The sequence below is a fragment of the Enterobacter chinensis genome, assembly GCF_034008295.1.
Lineage (GTDB): Bacteria > Pseudomonadota > Gammaproteobacteria > Enterobacterales > Enterobacteriaceae > Enterobacter > Enterobacter chinensis.
Genome location: NZ_JARDVI010000005.1, coordinates 337,488 through 362,915, shown reverse-complemented (window position 1 = coordinate 362,915; position 25,428 = coordinate 337,488). Strand labels below are relative to the sequence as shown.

The following is a 25,428-nucleotide window of genomic DNA, read 5'->3' as shown; positions in this document are numbered from 1 at the left end:
AATGCGTTCCTGCAAATGCGAAGGGGCGCAACTGCGCCCCGAAAAAGGAGGTTAAACAATCTGCAGCGCGCCCTGACGGAACTTACGCTGATAAACCACGGTGGTGAGCGCCATTGGGACGATAATCGCGATGGCCATCGCCAGGGCAAACACCTGCCAGAAAGCGGGCTGAATAGAGAGGATACCCGGCAGCCCGCCGACGCCAATCCCGTTCGCCATCACGCCGTACAGACCACACACCAGGCCTGCCAGACCGGAACCGATCATCGCGCAGAGCATCGGGAAGCGGTATTTCAGGTTGATGCCGTACATGGCCGGTTCGGTGACGCCGAGGTAAGCGGAGATGGCTGCCGGAACGGAAATCTCACGCTCGTTATGCTTACGGCTGACGATGATGATCCCGGTGACCGCCGACGCCTGCGCAATGTTAGACAGCGCGATGATAGGCCAGACCGGCGTGCCGCCGAGGCTCTGGATCATCTGCATATCAATCGCCAGCGTGGTCTGGTGCACGCCGGTGATCACCAGCGGGGCGTACAGGAAGCCAAACAGCGCGGCACCAATCGGCGCGAAGCTGCCGGTCATCAGGTGACGGACCGCGAAGGCCACGCCGTCGCCAATCATGCGGCCAAACGGACCGATAAACGCATGCGCCAGGAACACCGCCAGAATCAGCGAGCAGACCGGCACTACTACCAGATAAAGGTAATCCGGCACGATGCGCTTCAGCCGCGTTTCAATAAAGCCCAGCGCCAGACCAGCCAGCAATGCCGGAATCACCTGCGCCTGGTAGCCCACCTTAGCGATGGTAAACAGCCCGAAGTTCCACACTTCCGGCACCTGCTGACCAAGTAAGTAAGCGTTCATTAACTGCGGAGAGACCAGCGTGACGCCCAGCACGATACCCAGAATCGGGGTGCCGCCCATCTTGCGCACCGCGGACCAGCAAATCCCCACTGGCAGGTAGAAGAAGATCGCTTCGCCAATCAACCACAGGAAGTCGTACACGGTTTTCAGCGCCGGATACATCTGCGCCAGGGTTTTGCCGTCGCTCATCGGCACATCACCAATGACGTTACGGAAACCTAAAATTAAGCCCCCGCTGATCAGCGCCGGCAGCAGCGGGAAGAAGATCTCCGCGAAGTGGGAGATCAGCTGCTCGTGCCATTTCATATTCTGACGTGCGGCCTTCTTCGCCTGCTCTTTATCGGCGGAGGAGTGCCCGGTTGTTGCCAGCAGAGCCTGATAGTAATCGCCCACTTCGGTACCAATCACCACCTGGAACTGCCCGGCGTTGGTGAAGCAGCCTTTTACCATTTTCAACTCTTCAATGGCTTTCGGATTGGCCTTGGCCGGATCGTTCAGCACGAAGCGCAGGCGGGTAATGCAGTGGCTGACGGTCGCGATGTTTTCACGTCCGCCGACCAGGACGATCAGCTGATCGATATCGGCTTGTTTGACTTTACTCATCATGAAACCTCATGACAGATGGTGAAGGGGGTAATGACCTGAGCGCAAGCCTACTCCTTCAGCGTGACGGCGAAAATGGGAACGTTCCCGAAATCGGGCGAAGATCACAATAAACCGTTGAGCGGGGGTTAAGAAAGGTGGGCGGGAATAACGATCTGACGCGGCTCAGCGCGCCCGTTGATCTGCTCGATAAGCTGCGCGGCGGCCTGTCTGCCAGATTCGGCGTAGCCCGGATCGACGGTGATAATTTCCGGGTGCAAAAACTTCATCAGCGGCGTACTGCCCACGCTCGCCACCTGCAGGTTATCGATGCGTTGTTCCTGGATATATTTGCTCGCACCCAGCGCCAGGGTGTCCGTGGCGCACACCAGCGCGGTGGTCTGTGGCGTCAGAACGCCAGCGACCTGCTCGTAGCCCTGCTTCATGCCCAGCCCCGGCAGAGAGGCCACGGCGGAGAGGTTGTGCTGTTTGCAGAAGGCCAGATAGGCTTCATGGCGACGCTTGCCGGTGGTGATGTCCGCGTGAGGAACGCCGAGGAAGCTGATGTGGCGATGGCCTTGGTCGTACAGGCGCTGCATTAGGGTAATAATCGCCCCTTCATCGTCATAGCAGACGGACGCGAAGCCGTGGGCATCACGCGCCAGCAGCACCAGAGACGGCTGCCAGGGTTTCAGCATCTCGTCTTTGATGCCGGTAAAGCCAAACAGCACCACGCCGTCAATGTTGCGCCGCTGGAGCATACCCAGATGCTCTTCAACCAGCTGCACAGAGAACTGGCTCTCCATCATGATCGGATCATAGCCCTGCTCGTAGAAGGCGGGCAGCATGGTCTGGACGGCGAGATTTTCGGAGAGCGAATCCAGACGCGAGACAATGATCGCGACAACTTTGTCACTCTGCCCGCGCATGGCGCGCGCGGAGCGGGAAGGCGAAAAGCCGTGCTGGTTCATGACCGCCTCAACGCGTTCGCGGGTGCGTTCGCTGACACCACTTTCGTTGTTCAGCACGCGCGACACGGTGGATTTCCCCACGCCGCTTAAACGCGCGATGTCTTTAATCGTAAGGCGGTTCTGCATGCTGTATTCCCTGTAACAACGACAAAGTGGTCAATTGAGCCTAATGCTATAGCGCGATTTCGCTATGGGCAAAGTCTGGTTTACGTTCGGTTTATTTGCGTGGGGTTATAATACCGTCCGATGCGCCACGAACGGTATGGATAAATCCTTATACTGCGTGGCGAAACCTGACTTTTTACTTACCGGAGGCAACATGGATCCCGATCCCACACCTCTCCTGAACGGGAGAATGCGTTCTATCCGGTAAGCCAGCCTGTTGCTGACTCACCGGTGATGTGAGGCAGCAACGTCATAAACGTTCCTGCTTGAAAAATTGAGTGCCTCTCAGGTACGGCTTTGCCACGCCTGAAGGAATGCTGCATCCGCGTTTGCGGATGCGGAGGAATGACTATGTTTAAAAATATTACCCGTCAGCTGCAGGCGCTGCTGAGCCGCCACCTGCCACACCGTCTTGTTCAGCGCGACCCGCTGCCCAATGGCAAAAACATGGCGGGCGCCGCGATCCCCGCGTCCCTGACCGAGCGCTGCCTGAACGTGGCGGCGATGGATGAAAATGAAGTCTGGCGCGCCTTTGGCGGCCACCCCGAAGGGCTGAACGCGTCCGAAGTCGAAAAAATTCGCGCCGTACATGGCGATAACCAGATCCCAGCGCAAAAACCGTCTCCGTGGTGGGTGCATCTCTGGCTCTGCTACCGCAACCCGTTTAACCTGCTGCTGACCGTTCTCGGCCTTATCTCCTATGCCACGGAAGATCTGTTTGCCGCAGGGGTGATTGCCCTGATGGTGGGCATTTCCACGCTGCTGAACTTTATTCAGGAGGCCCGTTCCACCAAAGCGGCGGACGCCCTGAAGGCGATGGTTAGCAACACCGCAACCGTCTCGCGCGTGATTAACGATCTCGGCGAAAACGCCTGGATGGAACTGCCCATCGACCAGCTGGTACCGGGCGATCTGGTGAAGCTGGCGGCGGGAGATATGATCCCGGCGGATTTACGCATCATTCAGGCACGCGATCTGTTCGTCGCCCAGGCCTCTCTCACCGGGGAATCCCTGCCGGTTGAAAAGGTGGCGCGCAGCCGCGACCCGCAGCAGATGAACCCGCTCGAATGCGACACCCTGTGCTTTATGGGCACCACGGTGGTCAGCGGTACGGCGCAGGCGATTGTCACCGCCACCGGGGGCAACACCTGGTTTGGTCAGCTTGCCGGACGCGTCAGCGAGCAGGAGAGCGAACCCAATGCCTTCCAGAAAGGGATTGGCCGCGTCAGCATGCTGCTGATCCGCTTTATGATGGTGATGACGCCGATCGTCCTGCTGATCAACGGCTACACCAAAGGCGACTGGTGGGAAGCGGCCCTGTTTGCGCTCTCCGTGGCTGTCGGCCTGACGCCGGAAATGCTGCCGATGATTGTCACCTCCACGCTGGCGCGCGGGGCGGTGAAGCTCTCTAAACAGAAAGTGATCGTCAAACACCTCGACGCCATCCAGAACTTTGGCGCGATGGACATCCTTTGCACCGATAAAACCGGCACGCTGACGCAGGATAAAATTGTGCTGGAGAACCACACCGATATCTCCGGCAAAACCAGCGAGCGCGTGCTGCACAGCGCGTGGCTGAACAGCCATTACCAGACCGGGCTGAAAAACCTGCTCGACGTCGCGGTGCTGGAAGGGGTGGATGAAGAGTCAGCCCGCACGCTCTCCGGCCGCTGGCAGAAGGTGGATGAGATCCCGTTCGACTTCGAGCGCCGCCGTATGTCGGTGGTGGTGAGCGAGCAGCAGGACGTCCACCAGCTGATCTGCAAAGGGGCGCTGCAGGAGATCCTGAACGTGTCGACGCAGGTTCGCTATAACGGCGACATCGTGCCGCTGGACGACACCATGCTGCGCCGCATCAAGCGCGTCACCGATAACCTGAACCGTCAGGGGCTGCGCGTAGTGGCGGTCGCGAGCAAGTTCCTGCCCGCGCGCGAGGGGGACTATCAGCGTATCGACGAATCCGATCTGATCCTCGAGGGTTACATCGCCTTCCTCGATCCACCGAAAGAGACCACCGCGCCGGCGCTGAAGGCGCTGAAGGCGAGCGGTATTACTGTCAAAATCCTGACCGGTGACAGCGAGCTGGTAGCGGCCAAAGTGTGCCACGAAGTGGGGCTGGACGCGGGCGACGTGGTGGTGGGGAGCGATATTGAGCACCTCTCCGATGACGAGCTGGCGAAGCTTGCCCAGCGTACCACGCTGTTTGCCCGGCTGACGCCGATGCACAAAGAGCGCATTGTCACCCTGCTCAAGCGCGAAGGGCACGTGGTGGGCTTTATGGGCGACGGCATCAACGATGCGCCTGCTCTGCGTGCGGCGGATATTGGTATCTCCGTGGACGGCGCGGTGGATATCGCCCGCGAAGCGGCAGATATCATCCTGCTGGAAAAGAGCCTGATGGTGCTGGAGGAGGGGGTGATTGAAGGACGTCGCACCTTTGCCAACATGCTCAAGTACATCAAGATGACCGCCAGCTCCAACTTCGGTAACGTCTTCAGCGTGCTGGTGGCGAGCGCGTTTCTGCCGTTCCTGCCGATGCTGCCGCTGCATCTGCTGATCCAGAACCTGATGTACGATGTCTCTCAGGTGGCGATCCCGTTTGATAACGTCGACGACGAGCAGATCCAGAAGCCGCAACACTGGAACCCGGCGGATCTCGGGCGCTTTATGCTGTTCTTTGGCCCGATCAGCTCCATCTTCGATATCCTGACCTTCTGCCTGATGTGGTTTGTGTTCCACGCCAACACCCCGGAACACCAGACGCTGTTCCAGTCCGGCTGGTTCGTGGTGGGGCTGCTGTCGCAAACGCTGATTGTGCATATGATCCGCACCCGCCGCATTCCGTTCATCCAGAGCCGCGCCGCGTGGCCGCTGATTGTGATGACGGGGATTGTGATGGCGCTCGGCATCGCGCTGCCGTTCTCACCGCTGGCAAGCTACCTGCAGCTGCAGGCGCTGCCGCTGAGCTACTTCCCGTGGCTGGTGGCGATCCTCGCCGGCTATATGGTGCTGACCCAGATGGTGAAAGGGTTCTATGCGCGTCGGTATGGGTGGCAGTAACGGCAAGCCCGGTGGCGCTGCGCTTACCGGGCCTACGATCCGAACGTAGGCCGGGTAAGGCGAAGCCGCCACCCGGCAACTGGCTTTCCTCTCAAATTCAACAACCTGTGATCTCCGTCGGCGCATTCGCTTGACGACAAAATGAACGCATGTTAACAGAATGTTTTGCCTTTATTTGGCCCGTCAGATAAGGAACATTCATGTTACGGTACAGTCTCTTAACCGCCGGGCTGATGCTCGGCGCGTCGGCGTTTGCCGCCCCGGCAGGCGATCTCCCTTTAATGCCCTGGCCCGCGAAGGTCGAACGCCCGACAACGCAGGGCGCGCTGGTGCTGAGCAACAACGTTTCCATTAGCGTCAGCGGGGACGATCTCGGTGACGCCGTCAATCGCCTGCGCCAGCGTATTGCCCTGCAAACGGGCTGGACGCTCCAGCCGCAGACTGAAAAGCCAGAGAAACCGACCATCCGCATTGCCATCGCCAAAAAGGTCAAACCGCAGCCGCTGCCTGACAGCGACGAAAGCTATAAGCTGACGGTGGACGCCAACGGGGTGAATATCTCCGCCAACACCCGTTTCGGTGCATTGCGCGCTATAGAAACCCTGCTCCAGCTGGTGCAGAACGGTGCGGAAAATAGCTCGCTTCCGTGGGTCTCTATTGAGGATTCCCCACGCTTCCCGTGGCGCGGGCTGCTGCTGGATTCGGCGCGCCACTTCATCCCGCTGCCGGACATCAAGCGGCAGATTGACGGCATGGCGGCCGCCAAGCTCAACGTGCTGCACTGGCATCTGACCGACGATCAGGGCTGGCGCTTCAGCTCGACGCGCTATCCAAAGCTGACCCAGCTTGCCAGCGACGGGTTGTTCTACACCCCGGAACAGATGCGCGAGGTCGTGCGTTACGCTACCGAGCGCGGCATCCGCGTGGTGCCGGAGATCGACATGCCGGGCCACGCCTCGGCAATTGCCGTGGCCTATCCCGAGCTGATGAGCGCGCCGGGGCCGTACGCAATGGAGCGACACTGGGGCGTGCTGAAGCCGGTGCTGGATCCAACGAAAGAGGCAACCTATGCGTTTGCCGAGGCGATGGTCAGCGAACTGGCGGCGATCTTCCCCGATCCGTATCTGCACATCGGCGGCGATGAGGTCGACGACTCCCAGTGGAAAGCGAACCCCGCTATTCAGCAATTTATGCGCGATAAGAAGCTTGCTGACAGCCATGCGCTGCAGGCTTACTTCAACCGCAAGCTGGAAACGATCCTCGAGAAACACCACCGGCAGATGGTCGGCTGGGACGAGATCTACCATCCCGATCTGCCAAAAAGCATTCTGATCCAGTCCTGGCAGGGGCAGGACGCGCTGGGGCAGGTGGCGCAGAACGGCTACAAGGGCATTCTGTCGACCGGCTTTTATCTTGACCAGCCCCAGTCCACCGCCTATCACTACCGCAACGAGATTGTCCCGCAGGGGCTGAACGGCGTGGACGTGATAGCGGACACCGACAGCGCCCAGAGCTGGGCCTTCTCCATGCCGCGCCTGAAAGGCAAGCCGGTGGAGGGGAGCTTCACGCTGGCGAAAGGGGATGCCGGCTGGCGCGGGTTTATTGATTTTGCCGGCAAATCCCGTCGTGCGGTGCAGGATATTGAATGGCGCGATGACAGCCAGGTGACCTTTACCGTCGACACCTGGATGGGCGAAACGCGTCCCGTGGTGTCGGTGAATAACGATACCCTCACCGGCTACTTCCTGGTGGGGAACGTCCGCTATCCGATTAGCGGCACGCGCCTGGACGAAGTGCCGAAAGGCCTTCCGACAGTCGTGCCGGATGTGGCGAACCAGGCCAACCTGCTCGGCGGCGAAGCCGCGCTGTGGGCGGAAAACGTGGTCGCGCCGGTGCTGGATATCCGCCTGTGGCCGCGCACTTTTGCGGTGGCGGAGCGCCTGTGGTCCGCGCAGGACGTCAACGATGTCGACAACATGTACACCCGCCTGCAGGCGATGGACAGCTGGTCGACGGTGTCGGTCGGGCTGCAGCAGCATACCCAGCAGCAGGTGCAGTTCACGCGCCTCGCCGGCAATGCCGACACGATAGCGCTGCAAATCCTCGCGCAGGCAGTTGAACCAGCGCAGTATTACACTCGTCAGCACCTCAAGTTCCAGGCCGGAAACTACCATCAGTTTGAGCCGCTCAACCGCTTCGTGGATGCGCTGAACGCCGAAAGCGCCACCGTGCGGCAGATGAGCAAATGGGCTGACCGTCTGGTGAGCGATGCGGAAGACGCGGAAAGCGCCGAGGCCCTGCGCCACGTCTTTACCCGCTGGCAAAGCAACACCAGCGATGCGCTGGCGTTAAGCGAAAACAGCTATCAGCTGAAGGCGATCAAACCGGTGATTCAGGAGGTCGACAAGCTTTCGTCGATTGGCCTGCGGCTCACCGATCTGGTGGCACGTCAGGGCACGCTGGACGACAAAGAGATAGCGTCGATTCAGAGCGAGCTGGATAACGCGGCGAAGGTGCAGGACGAGGTGGTGATTGCGGCGGTGTACCCGCTGGAGACGCTGCTCAGAGCGACGCGGAATCAGTAGACTCCCTCACCCTAACCCTCTCCCAAAGGGAGAGGGAATTTATACACCCTCTCCCTTTGGGAGAGGGCCGGGGTGAGGGAATCAGACCACTCAGTTCTTCAACACCCACGCCTCTTTCCAGGCTGAACCCACGCCCGGCTCAAACTGGGTGGCATGTTTACTCCACTGCACGCAGTAGCCGCTGTACGGGAAAGGCTTACACTGGTAGGTCTTACCGTCTTTCGGCTGCAGCACCACGGTGCCGGCTTTGTACGACGCGATATTATCCGGGAAGATAAAGTCATGTTGACCGGAGTTGTCCGCCGCCGCTTCGCCTTCCAGCATCAGGTTCAGCACGTCCTGGGCGAACATCGTGCCGTCTTTATTGGTCGCATAGTATTTCAGCATGTGGTGGCCCGGCGTCACGTCATTCAGGGTCATGGTCACGTCTTGGTTGGCGTTGTTCATGTCCTGCTTCAGGTAGCCTTTTTCCGCACCGCTGTGGTTCATCACGTGTGCTTCCACATTCACGTCACCTTTGGTGTTGACGTGGAAGGTCACGGTCGCGTTGCCATGCTCGATTTTGCTGTACTGCAGATCGGTGACGGCAATGGTTTCATTCACGTCCGCTTTCTGCTCTTCATACGAAATCGCGACTGACTGCAGCGTGCTACCGTCTTTCACGTAGACGCTGTTCGCGCCGTGAACCGAGCTAATCTCGCCGCCTTCATCCTTCACGCCGACGCGGACGTCGCTGTGAGCCGTGTTAATTTTCTGCGCCAGATCGTATGACCACTGGTTGGCATCGCCCTGGGCGGCGGTGGCGATCGTCATGTCGGTGCGCATGGACGTGACTTCACCGTGAGCGTCGAAGAAGCGGGCAATGACTTTATCGCCTGCGTTCAGGTTATTACCGGCAATCTGGCCGCTCAGGGTTTTGCTCCATTCGGAAACAACGCCCGGGGTTTCATCCGGCGTAACGTTGCCGCCGTTTCCAAAATCAACATCAATGGCCTGGTAGAAACTGTTCGAGGTATCCGCAATTTCCCAGACGCCATAAATAACCTGGTAACCCGTACGTGCCGGCACATTACATTTCATCGCCTGACGCATGGCGGGCGCCTGGCCATTTCCATTCACGGTACAGAACGGGGTTAATTCAAACTGATCGCGGGTCAGGGGCTTATTCGGATCCCAGTTTTGTCTGGTGATGTAATAACGCCAGTTGGTGGTTTTGTGCGGTGCGGTGTGGTACCAGACAAATTCATGCGCGCCTGCGGTCATCGGCGTTTTCGTCCAGGCGTTCATACTCTGTTTATCCAGCTGGGAGAAGTTAGCGATCCCCGCGCTGGCGAGCTGGCCGTCCGGCGGTAGCGCCCCCGTCGGGAAGCCGGAGGTTTTCTCCACGCTCTGCGGTTCATACTGTACGGAACCGCAATCAATATTTTGACCGAGCTTACACATATAAGCGCGGCTGGCAGGTGATTCAATATAACCGTGCGCCAAAGCGGATGAAGCAACGGTCATCGTCGCTACCGCCAGCGCAATTTTTGATAATTTCATTGTTAGTCCATTAATAATAAATATGCAGCTCGATGTTATTAATGGCGGGTGGGGGACGTCATGCTGTGGAGAGAGGAAAAATAACCAAAAAAAATGGACAGCCGAGGCCGCCCATTATTTATTGAAATAAATTAACGACGTACGGCAATCGCTTCGATTTCAATTTTCACGTCTTTTGGCAGACGTGCCACTTCCACGCAGGAGCGCGCCGGGAAGCTGGCATTGTGCTCGGTGAAGAACGCTTCGTAGGTGGCGTTAACGGTGGCGAAATCGTTCAGATCTTTCACGAAAACGGTCGTTTTCACGATATCGCCCACTTTCAGGCCTGCGGATTCCACGATAGCCTGCACGTTTTCCAGCGACTGACGCGCCTGTGCCGCTACATCTTCCGGCACCGCGCCGGTTTTTGGGTTCACCGGGATCTGACCTGAAGTGATGATCATGCTGCCCAGATCAACGCCCTGAACGTAGGGGCCGATAGCCGCGGGTGCATTTTCCGTCGCGAGTACTTTGCTCATGTTTTCTCCAGAATTACAGCGTTAAGAATGTTCCCGGCCATTATAACAGCCGGGATTTCATTACCAACCTCAATTAGTTGGCCAGCACCACATAATGAGAAAACTCTTTTTCGCAGTATTTGCATTTGAGTGCGATGTCATCAGCGCGTTTTTTCACTGCAAAGCTGGAGGACACCGGCTCAGCATGGCTGATGCAGTTGCTGTTCGGGCAGACCAGCACGCTCTCAATGCGATCCGGCAGGCTCGGACGGGATTTACCGACCACTTCATACTCGTCGATGCGGTTGACGGTGGCCTCCGGCGCGTACAGCGACAGCTGGTTGACCTGCTCGTCGGTCAGGAAGGTGTTCTCAATTTTGATCAGATCCTTGCGGCCCATCTCGCCTGACGGCAGGTTCAGGCCGATGGTGATGCGCTGGTCGGTTTCGGTCAGTTTGAACAGCGTCAGCAGCTTAAAGCCCACCTGCGCAGGGATGTGGTCAATCACGGTGCCACGCTTGATGGCTTCAACCTGGAGTTTGTTATCGTGTGTCATGGTCATTTCCCCTTACAGAGCCAATTCGCGATTCAGAACCAGTGCCAGTAACGCCTGGCGGGCGAAGATGCCGTTCCCGGTCTGCTGGAAGTACCAGGCGTGCGGCGTTTTATCCACGTCTGTGGTGATCTCATCGATGCGCGGCAGCGGGTGCAGGACCTTCATGTTGTCGCGCGCGCCCTCAAGGTCGCTGGCGCGCAGCACGAACTGCGCCTTCACGTTGGCGTATTCGGACGGGTCCAGACGCTCTTTCTGCACGCGGGTCATGTAGAGAATATCCACGTGGCTCATTACCTCTTCGATGCTGGCGTGCAGGCTCCACTGGATGCCTTTTTCGTCCAGCATGTCGAGAATGTACTGCGGCATCGCCAGCGCGTCCGGGGCGATGAAGAAGAAGCGGTTGCCGTTAAATTTCGCCAGCGCCTGGGTCAGGGAGTGGACGGTACGGCCGTACTTCAGGTCGCCGACCATGGCGATGTTCAGGTTCTCGAGCGTGCCCTGCGTCTCCTGAATGGTGAACAGATCCAGCAGGGTCTGCGTCGGGTGCTGGTTGGCACCGTCACCTGCGTTCAGCACCGGAATGCCGCCGGAAAATTCGGTTGCCAGGCGCGCCGCGCCTTCTTGCGGGTGGCGCATCACAATCGCGTCTACATAGGTGCTGATGACTGAAATGGTGTCCGCGAGGGTTTCGCCTTTTTTACCCAGCGACGTGTTGCTGCTGTCCGAGAAGCCCACCACGCTTGCGCCCAGGCGGTGCATAGAGGTCTCAAAGGAGAGGCGGGTGCGGGTCGAGGCTTCGAAGAAGCAGCTCGCAATCACCTTGTGCTTCAGCAGCTCCGGTTGCGGATTGGCCTTCAGTTTTGCCGCGGTTTCCAGAACCAGTTCCAGCTCTTCGCGGCTGAGGTCGTTTATGGAAATGATGTGTTTTTGATAAAGCGGATTCATGTTTATCTCCTGACGCCGGGCAAAAAAAAGCCCCTCAAATGAGGGGCTCTGGGAATAGGTTTAGCAACGGGAAGAAAAACGGCAGGCCAGCGTCTGATTTCAGACGCGGTAAGACGTTATGTCGTACACGCTTGACCATGCTTCCTCCCGGCAAATTGTCGGGCATTATACGCAGCTCGCTTTTCGGATCAAGCGATTTAATGCACACTTTACTCAATGCAAACGGTTCTTTGTGAATATTAATTCGTTCTGAGTAAATAATTAATTTGCTTATGCACCAGCGCGGTGCGCTTCACCACCCGGGGGGCGACCCAGACGATACTGCTGCCGGCCACCACGCCTAAAATTTCCGGTAGCTGGTGATAATCCAGAATACGCGCCACCGCGCGGCCATATCCGGCGACGGTATGCACAAGGATAAACTCGCTATTATGTTCGACGCTCACAACCATTTCCGAAACGGTACGCGCGGCGTCGGGGGCAGGGCGCAGTTGAGGATTCAACGAATAAATCTTTAGCCCTTTGGCATTTCGAATTTTTATGACTCCGAGCAACTTCAGCAGACGCGAAACGGTCGACTGGCTGATGCTGTCAAACCCTCTCTCCTGCAGGTCGCGGCGGATCTCTTCCTGCGAAAGATACCCCTTTTCGGCGACCAGACGCTTGCACACCGTGAGCTGCAGTTGTTCTTTGGGAGAGTACTCTTCGTAATCCATCATGTTTCCCATATCAGTTCCCGAAATAACCGGTGACACCGCACCGATCCGTAGGCCGGATAAGCGCAGCGCCATCCGGCAAATTACAACAACGCCCCCAGGCTTAACGCCACCATAATCACCACCGTCAGGATCGCCAGCAGCGGCGCGACCCATTTCAGATAGCGCACGTAAGGCACCCGGGCGATAGCCAGACCGCCCATCACGACGGCGGAGGTCGGTGTGACAAGGTTAACGATGCCGGAGGCCGACTGGTAAGCCGTAACCACCAGGTCGCGGTTGACGTTAGCGAAATCGGCAAGCGGTGCCATGATCGGCATCGTCAGAACGGCCAGGCCGGATGAAGAAGGCACAAGAAACGACAGCACGACCTCCAGCCAGTACATCACGTTGATAAACGCCACCGTGGACAACCCGCTGACCAGCCCTTCCGCGCTGTGCAAAATGGTGTGGGTAATCATGCCCTTATCCATGATGACTACGATACCGCGCGCGATGCCGATAATCAGCGCGACGCCCAGCAAATCTCGCGCGCCGTTGATAAAGGTTGAGGTCAGCTCCTCTTCGCTCATCCGCGCAATCAGCCCCACGATGATGGCGCTGGCGAGGAACACCGCCGAGATCTCCGCCATCCACCAGCCCAGCACCGCCACGCCGTAAATCATCACCGCGAAAGCGAGGGCAAAAATCACGAGGATGATTTTGCGCACCGGGGTAAATTCCAGTGACTGCTCGCCTTTGTTGCCGAGGAAATGGGCGCGGTTCTCCTCCTGCTTATCCGCAACGATCGACAGCGACGGATCCAGGCGCACCTTACGGGCATAACGCATCACCCACGCCACGCAGATGACCCAGCCGATGACCAGCAGCGCCACGCGCAGGGCGATGCCGTTGGTGAAGGGGATCCCGGCGGCGTTGGCGGCGATCACCGTGGCAAACGGGTTGATGGTGGAGCCGAGCGTGCCGATCCCCGCGCCGAGCAGCACGGTGGAGGCAGCGACAACCGGATCGAACCGGGCGGCCAGCATCACCGGCACCAGCAGGGTGTAGAACGGCAGCGACTCCTCGGCCATGCCGTAAATCGTGCCGCCTGCGGCAAACAGCGCCATCAGGATCGGGATCATCCACTCTTCGCGTCCGCGCAGCCGGGTGGTGACGCGCTCGATCCCGGCGTCAATCGCCCCGGTTTTGGTGACGATCCCGAGAAATCCCCCGATGATCAGGATAAACAGCGCTACGTCGATCGCCCCGGCCTGGCCGGAAACCGGATCGTACAGGCCGGCAATCGGCGCCATCAGCACGGAAACGATCCCCTGCGGATGCGCCGCCACGTGCGCATAGGTTCCGGCAACCGGGACTTCTTTGCCGAGCGCCTCGTTCATCGCCATCTGGTACTGACCGGCGGGGACGACCCAGCTCAGCGCCGCAACAGCGGCAATCAGAAAGAAGAGAATGGTGTAAGCGGAGGGAAACTTGAACTTGCCCATGATGTTCTCCTTAAACCCGGCGCACCCCGTGGCGCGCCGGGCGGTGATTAGTCGCCGAGTGTCGCCACCATGACCGCTTTAATGGTGTGCATGCGGTTCTCTGCTTCGTCGAAGACGATGGAGTTCGGTGATTCAAAGACCTCTTCCGTCACCTCCAGCCCCTTCAGCCCGTAGGCCATCTCGATTTCTCGGCCCACTTTGGTGTGCTCGTTATGGAACGCCGGCAGGCAGTGCATAAACTTGACGTTCGGATTGCCGGTGGCTTTCATCACGTCCGCATTGATTTGATACGGTTTCATCAGGCTGACGCGCTCGGCCCAGGCCTCCTTCGGCTCGCCCATGGAGACCCACACGTCGGTGTAGAGGAAATCGGTCCCCTGCACGCCTTCTTCCACGTCGTCGGTCAGCGTGATGCGCGCGCCCGTTTCTTTCGCGATGGCACGGCACTGCTCAACCAGACCCGCTTCCGGCCAGAAGGATTTCGGTGCCACGAGGCGGATATCCATCCCCATCTTGGCCGCGCCGACCATCAGGGAGTTACCCATGTTGTTGCGCGTGTCGCCGAGATAGGCAAAGCTCAGCTCCGGCAGGGTTTTGCCCGGCGCGTGCTCCAGCATGGTCATCAGGTCGGCGAGGATTTGGGTGGGGTGGAACTCGTCGGTCAGACCGTTCCACACCGGTACGCCCGCATACTCGCCCAGCTCTTCGACGATGGCCTGGCCGTAGCCGCGGTATTCGATGCCGTCATACATCCGGCCCAATACGCGGGCGGTGTCTTTCATCGACTCTTTATGGCCGATCTGCGAGCCGCTTGGGCCGAGGTAGGTCACCTGCGCGCCCTGGTCAAACGCGCCCACTTCAAAGGCGCAGCGGGTGCGGGTGGAGGTTTTTTCAAAAATCAGGGCGATGTTTTTCCCGACCAGGGTTTTCTTCTCGCGCCCGGCTTTTTTGGCCGCTTTCAGCTCGATGGCGAGGTCGATCAGGTACTGGATCTCTGCCGGGGTGTAGTCCAGCAGCTTGAGGAAGTTGCGGTTTTTCAGGTTGATGGTCATGGGTAAATCCTTTTTAAATAAGTGTTCAGTTACGAATCAACGTGCCTTTCTCGCCCGCGAGGATCTCCGCGCCGTCGGCCAGCGCGCCGATCCCGGCTATCCCATTGCAGGCTTCAACAAACTCGCGGCAGGCGGCCACTTTCGGCCCCATCGATCCGGCGTCGAACTGCATACCTCTGAGCAACTCCGGCGTCACCTGCGCCAGCGGACGCTGGGTCGGTTTGCCCCAGTCGAGGTACACCGCGTCGGCATCGGTGAGGATCAGCAGGGCATCGGCCTCAATCTGGCGCGCCAGCAGGGCGGCGGAGAGGTCTTTGTCGATCACCGCCTCAATGCCGCGATAGCCGTTGGCGTTTTCCACCACCGGCACGCCGCCGCCGCCGTTGCAGATCACCAGATGGTCGCGCTGAATAAGAGCCGTGATGGCGTCGCTCTCAACGATACGTTTCGGCTGTGGTGAGGGCACCACGCGGCGGAAATAGCCACCGTCGGCCTTGAACACCCAGCCTTTCTCCGCGGCCAGCGTTTTCGCCTGGGCTTCGCTGTAGACCGGGCCGATGTATTTGGTCGGGTTGCTGAAGGCCGGGTCGGCGGCGTCCACTTCCACCTGGGTGAGCAGGACGCTCACCTCGCGCTGGGGCAGGCTGTTTTTCAGCGCCTGCTGGAGCATGTAGCCGATCATTCCCTGGCTTTCGGCGCCGAGAACGTCCAGCGGGTAGGGGGCGACCTTGTCGTAGGCGCTGTTCTGCAGCGCCAGCAGCCCGACCTGCGGCCCGTTGCCGTGCACCAGCACCACGCGCCACTGCGCCGTCAGCCCGGCGATGGTGCGGGCGGCCAGCTCGATGTTCTGGCGCTGGATGTCGGCCTCTAACGGTTCACCGCGCTTGAGCAGCGCGTTGCCGCCCAGGGCCACTACCAGAGTAGGTTTTCGTTCCATGATGGCTCCTTTAAATTCCGTCGCGTTCCAGTGGGCAGCTCATGCAGCGCGCGCCGCCGCGCCCGCGTCCCAGCTCGTCGCCAGGAATCGGCAGCACGGTGATACCCGCCTTGTCGTACTTCTCATTGGTCCAGACGTTGCGCTCGTAGCCAATCACCACGCCGGGGCGGATGGTCAGGACGTTGTTGGCGTCGTTCCACTGCTCGCGTTCGGCTTCAAAGGCATCGCCACCGGTGGTGATCAGACGCACCTGGTTAATGCCGAGCGCCTTCTCGATGGCGTGCAGCAGGTCGGTTTCCTGGGTACGCAGCAGGCCGCCGCGTCCGTCCGGGGTGAGCGTCCAGCACTGGGCATCTTTGCGCACCACTTCCGGGTAGACGGAGAAGGTATCCACGTCGATGTGGGTCATGACGGTGTCGAGGTGCATGCAGGAGCGGTGTTTTGGCAGCTCAACGGCGATCACGCGCTCGGCCTGGCGGTGTTTGAACAGGCTGTTGGCGAGAAACTCCACCCCCTGCGGGGTGGTGCGTTCGGACATGCCGATCAGCACCGCACCGCGGCCAATCACTAATACGTCACCGCCTTCTAAGGTGGCGTGGTCGTAATTAATATTTTCGTCGCCGAAATACTTAATAAAATCACCGTCGGCAAACGCCGGGTGCCAGCGATATATTGCCCGCAGGTTATTCGTTTCGCGCTGACGCGCCGGTTTGGCCATCGGATTAATGGACACGCCGTTATAAATCCAGCAGGAGGTATCGCGGGTAAATAAATGGTTTGGCAGCGGCTTCATAATAAAATCATTGGCCGTGTGGGTATCGACCACCATATTTTTAATGGCTGCCGGAATTTCACCGTAGGTTAATCCGCCGCTTAATCTGCGCGCCAGTTCGCGGTGCGGCATATCCGCCAGCCAGCCGCGGACGTCGCCGGCAAAGGTCGGGCCGAGACGATAGTCGGAGATTTGCGTATCCAGAAGCCAGGCCTTCGCCTCTGCAATATCAAGGGTTTGTGTCAGAAGGTCGGTCAACAGCAGGACTTCCACATCCTGCTCGCGCAGCGTGTTTGCGAAAATGTCATGCTCCTCACCCGCCCGTTCAACCGAGAGCACGTCATCGAAAAGCAGCTCCTGACAATTCGATGGCGTTAAACGTTTCAGACTTAAATTCGGACGGTGCAGCATAACGCTACGCAATTGACCAATTTCAGAACCGACGTAATGCTTTTCCATAATTATTCCTTTAACTGTTTTTCAGAATAAAAAGGGCATGCGCCATGCGATGTATTTAATTTCATGGCGGCTAAGCTCAATTGATTTCGTGATTCATACTAGGCAGTTAAATAATCCGTATTGTGATGCCGTTCACGCGAAAACGGATATTAAGGGGTTTGTTTTCATTTGCATGATTCGCATCAGATAATGATTAATTGGTTATTTTGATGAGGTGAATAGCTAAGCAGGATCCGCTGACATTATTTGAGTTTGTTATTGTTTTGTAGAATTTTACGCTTTGAATTATTTGATTATGTTATTGATTTTAAATAAATAAAAAGTTACTAAGGAATGGCTATGCAATATTGCTAATTAATTATTTTTGGCTTAAGGAAAATCAATAAATAGTTATGGAATTTAATCGCAAATTATCAAAGTCATAAACTGTGAGGCTGTAGCGAGTTTTATTGTTATAGCCTGGCGATCAGTGGGTTAGCGCGCGGGCAAAATTATAAAGAACCGAAGATATGCATAATGACTGCATAAATGCCTGCGATGGTTTAACAGCAAATTAACACCATTCCCGATAAACATGCGCTCGCGCAAAACCCATCGAGAAAGCGGTGGTATGGCAGTGAGAATTCTCGTATAAAAGATAAAAATGAAACGTTGTTTTATATCGAGGATTTTCTCATGATTATCGGCAACATCCACCATCTGCAGTCCTGGCTGCCTGACGAACTGCGTCAGGCCATTGAGCACGTCAAAGCCCACGTCACCGACGCCACGCCGCTCGGGAAACATGACATCAATGGTAACAGCCTGTTTTATCTGGTTTCTGAAGACACGACCCAGCCGTTCGCCGAGCGCCGCGCCGAGTTCCACGCGCGCTATCTGGATATCCAGATAATTATGAAAGGCCAGGAAGGAATGACCTTCAGCACCCTGCCGCACGGCACGCCGGACACCGACTGGCTGGCGGAGAAAGACATCGCGTTCCTGCCGGAGGGCGAGCAGGAAAAAACCGTGGTGCTGAGCGAAGGGGATTTCGTGGTGTTCTGGCCGGGTGAGGTGCATAAGCCGCTGTGCGCGGTGGGAGCGCCTGCTAAGGTCAGGAAAGTGGTCGTTAAAATGCTGGTGGAGTAATTTTCCCTCACCCTAACCCTCTCCCACGGGGAGAGGGTACTTTTACACCCTCTCCCCGTGGGAGAGGGGCAATATGTGATCCAGCTTATATTTCCCGCACTCCCTCTTCCCTTCCCATTTACCTGCGCTTTTTCTGCGTCATAGTATGATCGTTAAATTAATGAACACTGTTCTACAATGTAGAACAAAATGATTCAGCAAGGAGATCTTATGCCGCAGTCCGCGTTGTTCACGGGAATCATTCCCCCTGTCTCCACCATTTTTACCGCCGACGGCCAGCTCGATAAGCAGGGCACCGCCGCGCTGATCGACGATCTGATCAAGGCAGGCGTTGACGGCCTGTTCTTCCTGGGCAGCGGCGGCGAGTTCTCCCAGCTCAGTGCCGAAGAGCGTAAAACCATTGCCCGCTTTGCTATCGATCACGTCGATCGCCGCGTGCCGGTGCTGATCGGCACCGGCGGCACCAACGCCCGGGAAACCATTGAGCTGAGCCAGCACGCGCAGCAGGCGGGCGCGGACGGCATCGTGGTGATCAACCCCTACTACTGGAAAGTGTCGGAAGCGAACCTGATCCGCTACTTCGAGCAGGTGGCCGACAGCGTCACGCTGCCGGTAATGCTCTATAACTTCCCGGCGCTGACCGGGCAGGATCTGACCCCGGTGCTGGTGAAAACCCTGGCCGACTCGCGCAGCAACATTATCGGCATTAAAGACACCATCGACTCCGTCGCCCACCTGCGCAGCATGATCCACACCGTGAAAGCCGCCCATCCGCACTTCACCGTGCTGTGCGGCTACGACGATCATCTGTTTAATACTCTGCTGCTCGGCGGCGACGGGGCTATTTCGGCGAGCGGCAACTTTGCCCCGCAGGTGTCGGTGAATCTTCTGAAAGCCTGGCGGGATAAAGACGTGGCGAAAGCGGCTGAGTATCATCAGACCTTACTGCAAATACCGCAGATGTATCAGCTGGATACGCCGTTTGTGAACGTCATTAAAGAGGCGATTGTGCTCTGCGGCCGCCCGATTTCCACGCACGTGCTGCCGCCCGCCTCTGCGCTGGACGAGCCGCGTAAGGCGCAGCTGAAAACCCTGCTGCAACAGCTCAAGCTCTGCTGAGCCGGACGATAACCATGACCATCGAGACAATTTTCACCCCGCAGGACGATGCGTTTTATGCCGTCATTACCCACGCGGCGGGGCCGCAGGGCGCGCTGCCGCTGACTCCGCAGATGCTGATGGAATCCCCCAGCGGCAACCTGTTCGGCATGACGCAGAACGCCGGGATGGGCTGGGACGCCAACAAGCTGACCGGCAAAGAGGTGCTGATTATCGGTACCCAGGGCGGGATCCGCGCCGGGGACGGACGCCCGGTCGCGCTGGGCTACCACACCGGGCACTGGGAGATCGGCATGCAGATGCAGGCGGCGGCGAAGGAGATCACCCGCAACGGCGGGATCCCGTTCGCGGCCTTTGTCAGCGATCCGTGCGACGGGCGCTCGCAGGGCACGCACGGCATGTTCGACTCTCTGCCGTACCGCAACGATGCGGCGATCGTGTTTCGCCGTCTGATCCGCTCCCTGCCGACGCGCCGGGCGGTGATCGGCGTGGCGACCTGCGATAAAGGGCTGCCCGCCACCATGATTGCGCTGGCCGCGATGCACGACCTGCCGACCATTCTGGTGCCGGGCGGGGCGACGCTGCCGCCGACCGTCGGCGAAGACGCGGGCAAGGTACAGACCATCGGCGCGCGCTTCGCCAACCATGAATTGTCATTGCAGGAGGCCGCCGAGCTGGGCTGTCGCGCCTGCGCGTCGCCGGGCGGCGGCTGCCAGTTCCTCGGCACGGCAGGCACCTCGCAGGTGGTGGCGGAAGCGCTGGGTCTGGCGCTGCCGCACTCCGCGCTGGCACCGTCCGGGCAGGCCGTGTGGCTGGAGATCGCCCGTCAGTCGGCGCGGGCGGTGAGCGAGCTGGATAACCGCGGCATCACCACGCGCGATATCCTCACCGACAAAGCCATCGAAAACGCCATGGTGATCCACGCGGCGTTCGGCGGCTCCACCAATTTACTGCTGCACATTCCGGCCATCGCCCACGCGGCGGGCTGCACCATCCCGGACGTTGAACACTGGACGCGCGTCAACCGCAGGGTGCCTCGCCTGGTAAGCGTGCTGCCCAACGGCCCGGATTATCACCCGACCGTGCGCGCGTTCCTCGCGGGCGGCGTGCCGGAAGTGATGCTCCACCTGCGCGATCTCGGCCTGCTGCATCTGGACGCCATGACCGTCACCGGACAGACGGTGGGCGAGAACCTCGACTGGTGGCAGGCGTCCGAGCGCCGGGCGCGCTTCCGCCAGTGCCTGCGCGAGCAGGATGGCGTGGATCCGGATGACGTGATCCTGCCGCCGGAGAAGGCAAAAGCGAAAGGGCTGACCTCAACGGTCTGCTTCCCGACGGGCAACATCGCGCCGGAAGGATCGGTGATCAAGGCCACGGCGATCGACCCGTCGGTGGTGGATGACGATGGCGTTTACCGCCATACCGGCCGGGTGCGGGTGTTTGTCTCGGAAGCGCAGGCGATCAAGGCCATCAAGCGGGAAGAGATAAAGCAGGGCGATATCATGGTGGTGATCGGCGGCGGGCCGTCCGGCACCGGCATGGAAGAGACCTACCAGCTCACCTCTGCGCTGAAGCATATCTCGTGGGGCAAGACGGTGTCGTTAATCACCGATGCGCGCTTCTCGGGCGTGTCGACGGGCGCCTGCTTCGGCCACGTGTCGCCGGAGGCGCTGGCGGGCGGGCCGATTGGCAAGCTGCGCGACAACGACATCATTGAAATTGCGGTCGACCGCCTGACGCTGACCGGAAGCGTCAACTTTATCGGCACGGGGGAAAAGCCGCTGACGCCGGAAGAGGGCGCGCGCGAGCTGGCAGTCAGGCAGACGCATCCGGACCTGCACGCCCACGACTTTTTGCCGGACGATACCCGGCTGTGGGCGGCGTTGCAGTCGGTAAGCGGCGGCACCTGGAAAGGTTGTATTTATGACACCGATAAAATTATCGAGGTAATTAACGCCGGTAAAAAAGCGCTCGGTATTTAATTATTTTATTTGATAAAACCGTCTGCGGAAAATATTCCGCGGACGGTTTTCGCGTGTCTATTGTTTGCTAATTTAAACAATAAGTTGTGATATATCGTTGGCGTCACAAAAGCAAAATAACGTAATTCAGAAATAAGATATGACCATTGCTGGTTAATTGAACAGCTCATTACACTCCATTAACACGATGTTGTAATTCAGCACACTACATAAGGGTGTAATTCTGATGACGCAATTAACCATGAAAGACAAAATTGGCTACGGGCTGGGTGACACCGCCTGCGGCTTCGTCTGGCAGGCCACGATGTTCCTGCTGGCCTACTTCTACACCGACGTCTTCGGCCTGTCGGCGGGGATTATGGGCACGCTGTTTTTGGTCTCCCGCGTGCTCGACGCCGTGACCGACCCGCTGATGGGGCTGCTGGTAGACCGCACCCGCACGCGTCACGGTCAGTTCCGCCCGTTCCTGCTGTGGGGTGCCATCCCGTTCGGCATCGTCTGCGTGCTGACCTTCTACACGCCGGACTTCTCCGCGCAGGGCAAAATCATCTACGCCTGCGTGACCTACATTCTCCTGACCCTGGTCTACACCTTCGTTAACGTTCCGTACTGCGCCATGCCGGGCGTCATTACCGCCGACCCGAAAGAGCGTCACGCCCTGCAGTCCTGGCGCTTCTTCCTGGCGGCGGCGGGCTCGCTCGCCATCAGCGGCATCGCGCTGCCGCTGGTCAGCATCATCGGCAAAGGGAATGAGCAGGTGGGCTATTTCGGCGCCATGTGCGTGCTGGGCCTGAGCGGCGTGGTGCTGCTCTACGTCTGCTTCTTCACCACCAAAGAGCGCTACACCTTTGAGGTGCAGCCGGGTTCGTCGGTGGCGAAAGATCTCAAGCTGCTGCTGGGCAACACCCAGTGGCGCATCATGTGCGCGTTCAAGATGATGGCGACCTGCTCTAACGTGGTGCGCGGCGGGGCGACGCTCTACTTCGTGAAATACGTGATGGATCACCCGGAGATGGCGACCCAGTTTTTACTCTACGGCAGCCTCGCCACCATGTTCGGCTCGCTCTGCTCCTCCCGCCTGCTGGGCCGCTTCGACCGCGTCACCGCCTTTAAGTGGATCATCGTCGCCTATTCGCTGATCAGCCTGCTGATTTTCGTCACCCCGGCGGAGCACATCGCGCTGATTTTCGCCCTCAACATTCTGTTCCTGTTCGTCTTTAACACCACCACGCCGCTGCAGTGGCTGATGGCCTCTGACGTGGTGGATTACGAGGAGAGCCGAAGCGGGCGCCGCCTCGACGGGCTGGTGTTCTCCACCTACCTGTTCAGTCTGAAGATTGGCCTGGCAATTGGCGGGGCGGTGGTGGGCTGGATCCTGGCGTACGTAAATTACTCCGCCAGCAGCAGCGTGCAGCCGGTCGAGGTGCTCACCACCATCAAAATTCTGTTCTGCGTGGTGCCCGTGGTGCTCTACGCGGGCATGTTCATCATGCTGTCGTTTTATAAGCTCACCGATGCCCGCGTGGAGGCCATCAGCCAGCAGCTGATCAAGCATCGCGCGGCGCAGGGCGAGGTCGTTCCCGACGCCGCGACAGCCGCATCCCATTAACCGGAGGCAATATGGAAATCACTAACCCCATTCTGACCGGCTTCAACCCGGACCCGTCCCTGTGCCGCCAGGGCGAGGACTACTACATCGCCACCTCGACCTTCGAGTGGTTCCCCGGCGTGCGCATCTACCACTCCCGCGACCTGAAAAACTGGTCGCTGGTCAGCACCCCGCTGGACCGCGTGTCGATGCTGGACATGAAGGGCAACCCGGACTCCGGCGGCATCTGGGCGCCGTGCCTGAGCTACGCCGACGGCAAATTCTGGCTGCTCTACACCGACGTGAAGATTGTCGACTCGCCGTGGAAAAACGGCCGTAACTTTCTGGTAACCGCGCCCTCCATCGAGGGGCCGTGGAGCGAGCCAATCCCGATGGGCAACGGCGGGTTTGACCCGTCCCTGTTCCACGACGACGACGGCCGCAAGTACTACCTCTACCGCCCGTGGGGGCCGCGCCACCATAGCAACCCGCACAACACCATCGTGTTGCAGGAGTTTGACCCGCAAACCGGCACCCTCTCGCCCGAGCGCAAAACCCTGTTTACCGGCACGCCGCTCTGCTACACCGAGGGCGCTCACCTGTATCGCCACGCGGGATGGTACTACCTGATGGTCGCCGAGGGCGGCACCAGCTACGAGCATGCGGTTGTGCTGCTGCGTTCAAAAACCATCGACGGGCCGTACGAGCTGCACCCGGACGTGACGATGATGACCAGCTGGCACCTGCCGGAGAACCCGCTGCAGAAGAGCGGCCACGGCTCGCTGCTGCAGACCCACACCGGGGAATGGTACATGGCCTACCTCACCAGCCGCCCGCTGCGCCTGCCCGGCGTGCCGCTGCTGGCCTCCGGCGGACGCGGCTACTGCCCGCTGGGGCGCGAGACCGGCATCGCCCGCATTGAGTGGCGCGACGGCTGGCCGTACGTGGAAGGCGGCAAGCACGCGCAGCTGACCGTGAAAGGCCCGCAGGTGGTGGAACAGCCCGCTACCGTTCAGAACGGCTGGCGGGACGATTTTGACGCCAGTTCGCTCGACCCGGAGCTGCAGACCCTGCGCATTCCGTTCGACGACACCCTCGGCTCGCTCACCGCGCGCCCGGGCTACTTACGGCTCTACGGCAACGACTCGCTCAACTCGACCTTTACCCAGTCGACCGTGGCGCGCCGCTGGCAGCACTTCGCTTTCCGCTCAGAAACGCGGATGCAGTTCTCGCCGGTCCACTTCCAGCAGAGCGCGGGGCTGACCTGCTACTACAACAGCAAAAACTGGAGCTACTGCTTTGTGGACTACGAGGAGGGACAGGGGAGAACGATTAAGGTTATCCAGCTCGACCACAACGTGCCGTCGTGGCCACTGCACGAGCAGCCGATTCCGGTGCCGGAACATGCGGAGAGCGTCTGGCTGCGGGTGGACGTGGATACGCTGGTCTACCGCTACAGCTACTCGTTTGACGGCGAGACGTGGCACGCCGTGCCGGTAACGTATGAGGCGTGGAAACTGTCGGACGACTACATCGGCGGGCGCGGCTTCTTCACCGGCGCGTTTGTGGGTTTGCACTGCGAGGACATCAGCGGCGACGGCTGCCACGCGGACTTCGACTACTTCACCTACGAGCCGGCCTGACGGCTCAGGCCGGGTAGCCCAGCGCGCGTGAGAGCTGGAGCCCGGCCTGCTGAAGCTGCTCGCGGAAATTAGCCAGCTCGGCATCATCCACCCGGGAGGTCAGCGTCGACAGGCTCAGGGCTGCAATCACGCGAGACTCGTGGTTCCACACCGGCACCGCCACGCAGCGCACGCCCTGCTCGTTCTCTTCGCTGTCCAGGGCGTAACCCTGCTCGCGCGTTTTTATCAGCGCATCCAGCAATGCCTCGCGGGAACCGAGGGTGGAAGGCGTAAAGGTAGTGTACTGATAGCCCTCCAGCAGGGCGTTCAGCTCGGCCTCGCCCAGCCAGGCGATCAACACCTTGCCGATGGCGGTGGCGTGAACCGGCAGGCGGCGGCCGATGCGCGAATAGGCGATGGCGGCCAGCTTGCCTTCAATCTTCTCGATATAGACCCCTTCACGCCCGTCCAGGATCCCCAGATGGGTAGTCTGCCCGGTCCGCTGGGACAGCTCCGTCAGCCAGCCTTTCGCCTTCTGACGAATATCGATAGAGCCCACGACAAAATGGCCGCGCTCGACCAGCTTCATGCCGAGGCGATACTTGCCGTTCTCCGGGTTCTGATCGATATAGCCGTGAAGCTGCAGGGTTTTCAGCAGCGAGTGGAGGGTACTCTTGCTCAGCCCCATCAGTTTGCTGATGTCGGTGATCTTAAGCTCGGTGGCCTGCTCGTTGAACAGGTCGAGGATCTGCAACGCACGTTCAACAGACTGAATAATCGGCATAATGCTGGCATG

20 protein-coding genes and 1 pseudogene are annotated in these 25,428 nt (G+C 59.2%); 8 read left to right on the top strand and 13 right to left on the bottom strand.

The window, feature by feature from the left end:
* Positions 1 to 51: 51 nt before the first annotated feature.
* Positions 52 to 1,470, bottom strand: coding sequence for a PTS trehalose transporter subunit IIBC (gene treB / locus PYW49_RS16840; protein ID WP_134349737.1), 1,419 nt, complete (start codon positions 1,468 to 1,470; stop codon positions 52 to 54).
* Between the two features lie 128 nt (positions 1,471 to 1,598).
* Complete coding sequence (treR, locus tag PYW49_RS16835) at positions 1,599 to 2,546, bottom strand: trehalose operon repressor TreR (protein WP_134349477.1); 948 nt, start codon at positions 2,544 to 2,546, stop codon at positions 1,599 to 1,601.
* A gap of 390 nt (positions 2,547 to 2,936) precedes the next feature.
* Between treR and mgtA the strand changes: the two genes are divergently transcribed.
* Both mgtA and PYW49_RS16825 read left to right on the top strand, forming a co-directional pair.
* Entirely contained in the window at positions 2,937 to 5,645 is a 2,709-nt protein-coding gene (gene mgtA, locus PYW49_RS16830) for a magnesium-translocating P-type ATPase (protein WP_320387016.1), read from the top strand.
* Positions 5,646 to 5,845: 200 nt separating this feature from the next.
* Positions 5,846 to 8,230 (top strand): beta-N-acetylhexosaminidase, encoded by a 2,385-nt coding sequence (locus PYW49_RS16825; RefSeq protein WP_320387015.1) that lies wholly within the window; start codon positions 5,846 to 5,848, stop codon positions 8,228 to 8,230.
* 90 nt (positions 8,231 to 8,320) lie between these two features.
* On the opposite strand, the gene gbpA is transcribed toward PYW49_RS16825, so the two are convergent.
* The 5 genes from gbpA to PYW49_RS16800 form a co-directional block, all read right to left on the bottom strand.
* Entirely contained in the window at positions 8,321 to 9,772 is a 1,452-nt protein-coding gene (gene gbpA / locus PYW49_RS16820; protein ID WP_320387014.1) for an N-acetylglucosamine-binding protein GbpA, read from the bottom strand.
* A gap of 131 nt (positions 9,773 to 9,903) precedes the next feature.
* The gene (ridA, locus tag PYW49_RS16815) at positions 9,904 to 10,290 is read right to left on the bottom strand and encodes a 2-iminobutanoate/2-iminopropanoate deaminase (protein WP_134349481.1); all 387 of its coding nucleotides are present in this window, start codon (positions 10,288 to 10,290) and stop codon (positions 9,904 to 9,906) included.
* Positions 10,291 to 10,363: 73 nt separating this feature from the next.
* A complete protein-coding gene (gene pyrI, locus PYW49_RS16810; RefSeq protein ID WP_134349482.1) occupies positions 10,364 to 10,825 on the bottom strand; it encodes an aspartate carbamoyltransferase regulatory subunit in 462 nt (153 codons plus the stop codon).
* Positions 10,826 to 10,837: 12 nt separating this feature from the next.
* On the bottom strand, positions 10,838 to 11,770 hold the full coding sequence (gene pyrB / locus PYW49_RS16805; protein ID WP_320387013.1) for an aspartate carbamoyltransferase: 933 nt from the start codon (positions 11,768 to 11,770) through the stop codon (positions 10,838 to 10,840).
* A 34-nt stretch (positions 11,771 to 11,804) separates the two neighbouring features.
* Positions 11,805 to 11,909 carry a pyrBI operon leader peptide gene (locus PYW49_RS16800; RefSeq protein ID WP_022646880.1) on the bottom strand — a complete coding sequence of 35 codons (105 nt, stop codon included), beginning with the start codon at positions 11,907 to 11,909 and terminating at the stop codon, positions 11,805 to 11,807.
* On the opposite strand from PYW49_RS16800, the pseudogene PYW49_RS16795 reads away from it, so the two are divergent.
* Positions 11,889 to 12,006, top strand: a pseudogene (locus PYW49_RS16795) (hypothetical protein). The gene PYW49_RS16800 and the pseudogene PYW49_RS16795 overlap by 21 nt on opposite strands.
* 3 nt (positions 12,007 to 12,009) lie before the next feature.
* On the opposite strand, the gene PYW49_RS16790 reads toward PYW49_RS16795, so the two are convergent.
* From PYW49_RS16790 to arcA, 5 genes are all read right to left on the bottom strand, one after another.
* Positions 12,010 to 12,489, bottom strand: a complete 480-nt coding sequence (locus tag PYW49_RS16790) for an arginine repressor (protein WP_047346435.1) — start codon at positions 12,487 to 12,489, stop codon at positions 12,010 to 12,012.
* A gap of 80 nt (positions 12,490 to 12,569) precedes the next feature.
* Entirely contained in the window at positions 12,570 to 13,973 is a 1,404-nt protein-coding gene (locus PYW49_RS16785; protein ID WP_134349483.1) for a YfcC family protein, read from the bottom strand.
* 47 nt (positions 13,974 to 14,020) lie between these two features.
* Positions 14,021 to 15,025, bottom strand: a complete 1,005-nt coding sequence (argF, locus tag PYW49_RS16780; RefSeq protein WP_320387012.1) for an ornithine carbamoyltransferase — start codon at positions 15,023 to 15,025, stop codon at positions 14,021 to 14,023.
* Positions 15,026 to 15,050: 25 nt separating this feature from the next.
* Positions 15,051 to 15,962 carry a carbamate kinase gene (gene arcC / locus PYW49_RS16775; protein WP_134349484.1) on the bottom strand — a complete coding sequence of 304 codons (912 nt, stop codon included), beginning with the start codon at positions 15,960 to 15,962 and terminating at the stop codon, positions 15,051 to 15,053.
* Positions 15,963 to 15,972: 10 nt separating this feature from the next.
* Complete coding sequence (gene arcA, locus PYW49_RS16770) at positions 15,973 to 17,193, bottom strand: arginine deiminase (RefSeq protein WP_320387011.1); 1,221 nt, start codon at positions 17,191 to 17,193, stop codon at positions 15,973 to 15,975.
* A gap of 675 nt (positions 17,194 to 17,868) precedes the next feature.
* On the opposite strand from arcA, the gene PYW49_RS16765 reads away from it, so the two are divergent.
* The 5 genes from PYW49_RS16765 to PYW49_RS16745 all read left to right on the top strand — a co-directional run bounded on the left by PYW49_RS16765 (position 17,869) and on the right by PYW49_RS16745 (position 24,653).
* Complete coding sequence (locus PYW49_RS16765) at positions 17,869 to 18,321, top strand: YhcH/YjgK/YiaL family protein (protein ID WP_320387010.1); 453 nt, start codon at positions 17,869 to 17,871, stop codon at positions 18,319 to 18,321.
* Positions 18,322 to 18,531: 210 nt separating this feature from the next.
* Positions 18,532 to 19,440 (top strand): 2-keto-3-deoxygluconate aldolase, encoded by a 909-nt coding sequence (gene yagE, locus PYW49_RS16760; RefSeq protein ID WP_320387009.1) that lies wholly within the window; start codon positions 18,532 to 18,534, stop codon positions 19,438 to 19,440.
* Between the two features lie 14 nt (positions 19,441 to 19,454).
* Positions 19,455 to 21,422 (top strand): xylonate dehydratase YagF, encoded by a 1,968-nt coding sequence (yagF, locus tag PYW49_RS16755; protein ID WP_320387008.1) that lies wholly within the window; start codon positions 19,455 to 19,457, stop codon positions 21,420 to 21,422.
* Positions 21,423 to 21,648: 226 nt separating this feature from the next.
* Complete coding sequence (locus PYW49_RS16750) at positions 21,649 to 23,031, top strand: MFS transporter (RefSeq protein ID WP_089599417.1); 1,383 nt, start codon at positions 21,649 to 21,651, stop codon at positions 23,029 to 23,031.
* 11 nt (positions 23,032 to 23,042) lie between these two features.
* A complete protein-coding gene (locus PYW49_RS16745) occupies positions 23,043 to 24,653 on the top strand; it encodes a glycoside hydrolase family 43 protein (RefSeq protein WP_320387007.1) in 1,611 nt (536 codons plus the stop codon).
* Positions 24,654 to 24,657: 4 nt separating this feature from the next.
* Here the strand turns inward: PYW49_RS16745 and xynR are convergent, their stop codons facing one another.
* Positions 24,658 to 25,416, bottom strand: coding sequence for a DNA-binding transcriptional repressor XynR (gene xynR, locus PYW49_RS16740; protein WP_320387006.1), 759 nt, complete (start codon positions 25,414 to 25,416; stop codon positions 24,658 to 24,660).
* Between the last annotated feature and the right edge of the window lie 12 nt (positions 25,417 to 25,428).

Bases quoted from the DNA above. Each gene is read 5' to 3' on its own strand.
- mgtA (WP_320387016.1), top strand. From the start codon at position 2,937: ATGTTTAAAAATATTACCCGTCAGCTGCAGGCGCTGCTGAGCCGCCAC.
- arcC (WP_134349484.1), bottom strand. From the start codon at position 15,962: ATGGAACGAAAACCTACTCTGGTAGTGGCCCTGGGCGGCAACGCGCTG.
- pyrI (WP_134349482.1), bottom strand. From the start codon at position 10,825: ATGACACACGATAACAAACTCCAGGTTGAAGCCATCAAGCGTGGCACC.
- PYW49_RS16790 (WP_047346435.1), bottom strand. From the start codon at position 12,489: ATGATGGATTACGAAGAGTACTCTCCCAAAGAACAACTGCAGCTCACG.
- PYW49_RS16745 (WP_320387007.1), top strand. From the start codon at position 23,043: ATGGAAATCACTAACCCCATTCTGACCGGCTTCAACCCGGACCCGTCC.
- ridA (WP_134349481.1), bottom strand. From the start codon at position 10,290: ATGAGCAAAGTACTCGCGACGGAAAATGCACCCGCGGCTATCGGCCCC.
- xynR (WP_320387006.1), bottom strand. From the start codon at position 25,416: ATGCCGATTATTCAGTCTGTTGAACGTGCGTTGCAGATCCTCGACCTG.
- treR (WP_134349477.1), bottom strand. From the start codon at position 2,546: ATGCAGAACCGCCTTACGATTAAAGACATCGCGCGTTTAAGCGGCGTG.
- pyrB (WP_320387013.1), bottom strand. From the start codon at position 11,770: ATGAATCCGCTTTATCAAAAACACATCATTTCCATAAACGACCTCAGC.
- arcA (WP_320387011.1), bottom strand. From the start codon at position 17,193: ATGGAAAAGCATTACGTCGGTTCTGAAATTGGTCAATTGCGTAGCGTT.
- treB (WP_134349737.1), bottom strand. From the start codon at position 1,470: ATGAGTAAAGTCAAACAAGCCGATATCGATCAGCTGATCGTCCTGGTC.
- PYW49_RS16750 (WP_089599417.1), top strand. From the start codon at position 21,649: ATGACGCAATTAACCATGAAAGACAAAATTGGCTACGGGCTGGGTGAC.
- yagF (WP_320387008.1), top strand. From the start codon at position 19,455: ATGACCATCGAGACAATTTTCACCCCGCAGGACGATGCGTTTTATGCC.
- PYW49_RS16785 (WP_134349483.1), bottom strand. From the start codon at position 13,973: ATGGGCAAGTTCAAGTTTCCCTCCGCTTACACCATTCTCTTCTTTCTG.
- argF (WP_320387012.1), bottom strand. From the start codon at position 15,025: ATGACCATCAACCTGAAAAACCGCAACTTCCTCAAGCTGCTGGACTAC.
- PYW49_RS16825 (WP_320387015.1), top strand. From the start codon at position 5,846: ATGTTACGGTACAGTCTCTTAACCGCCGGGCTGATGCTCGGCGCGTCG.
- PYW49_RS16800 (WP_022646880.1), bottom strand. From the start codon at position 11,909: ATGGTCAAGCGTGTACGACATAACGTCTTACCGCGTCTGAAATCAGAC.
- gbpA (WP_320387014.1), bottom strand. From the start codon at position 9,772: ATGAAATTATCAAAAATTGCGCTGGCGGTAGCGACGATGACCGTTGCT.
- yagE (WP_320387009.1), top strand. From the start codon at position 18,532: ATGCCGCAGTCCGCGTTGTTCACGGGAATCATTCCCCCTGTCTCCACC.
- PYW49_RS16765 (WP_320387010.1), top strand. From the start codon at position 17,869: ATGATTATCGGCAACATCCACCATCTGCAGTCCTGGCTGCCTGACGAA.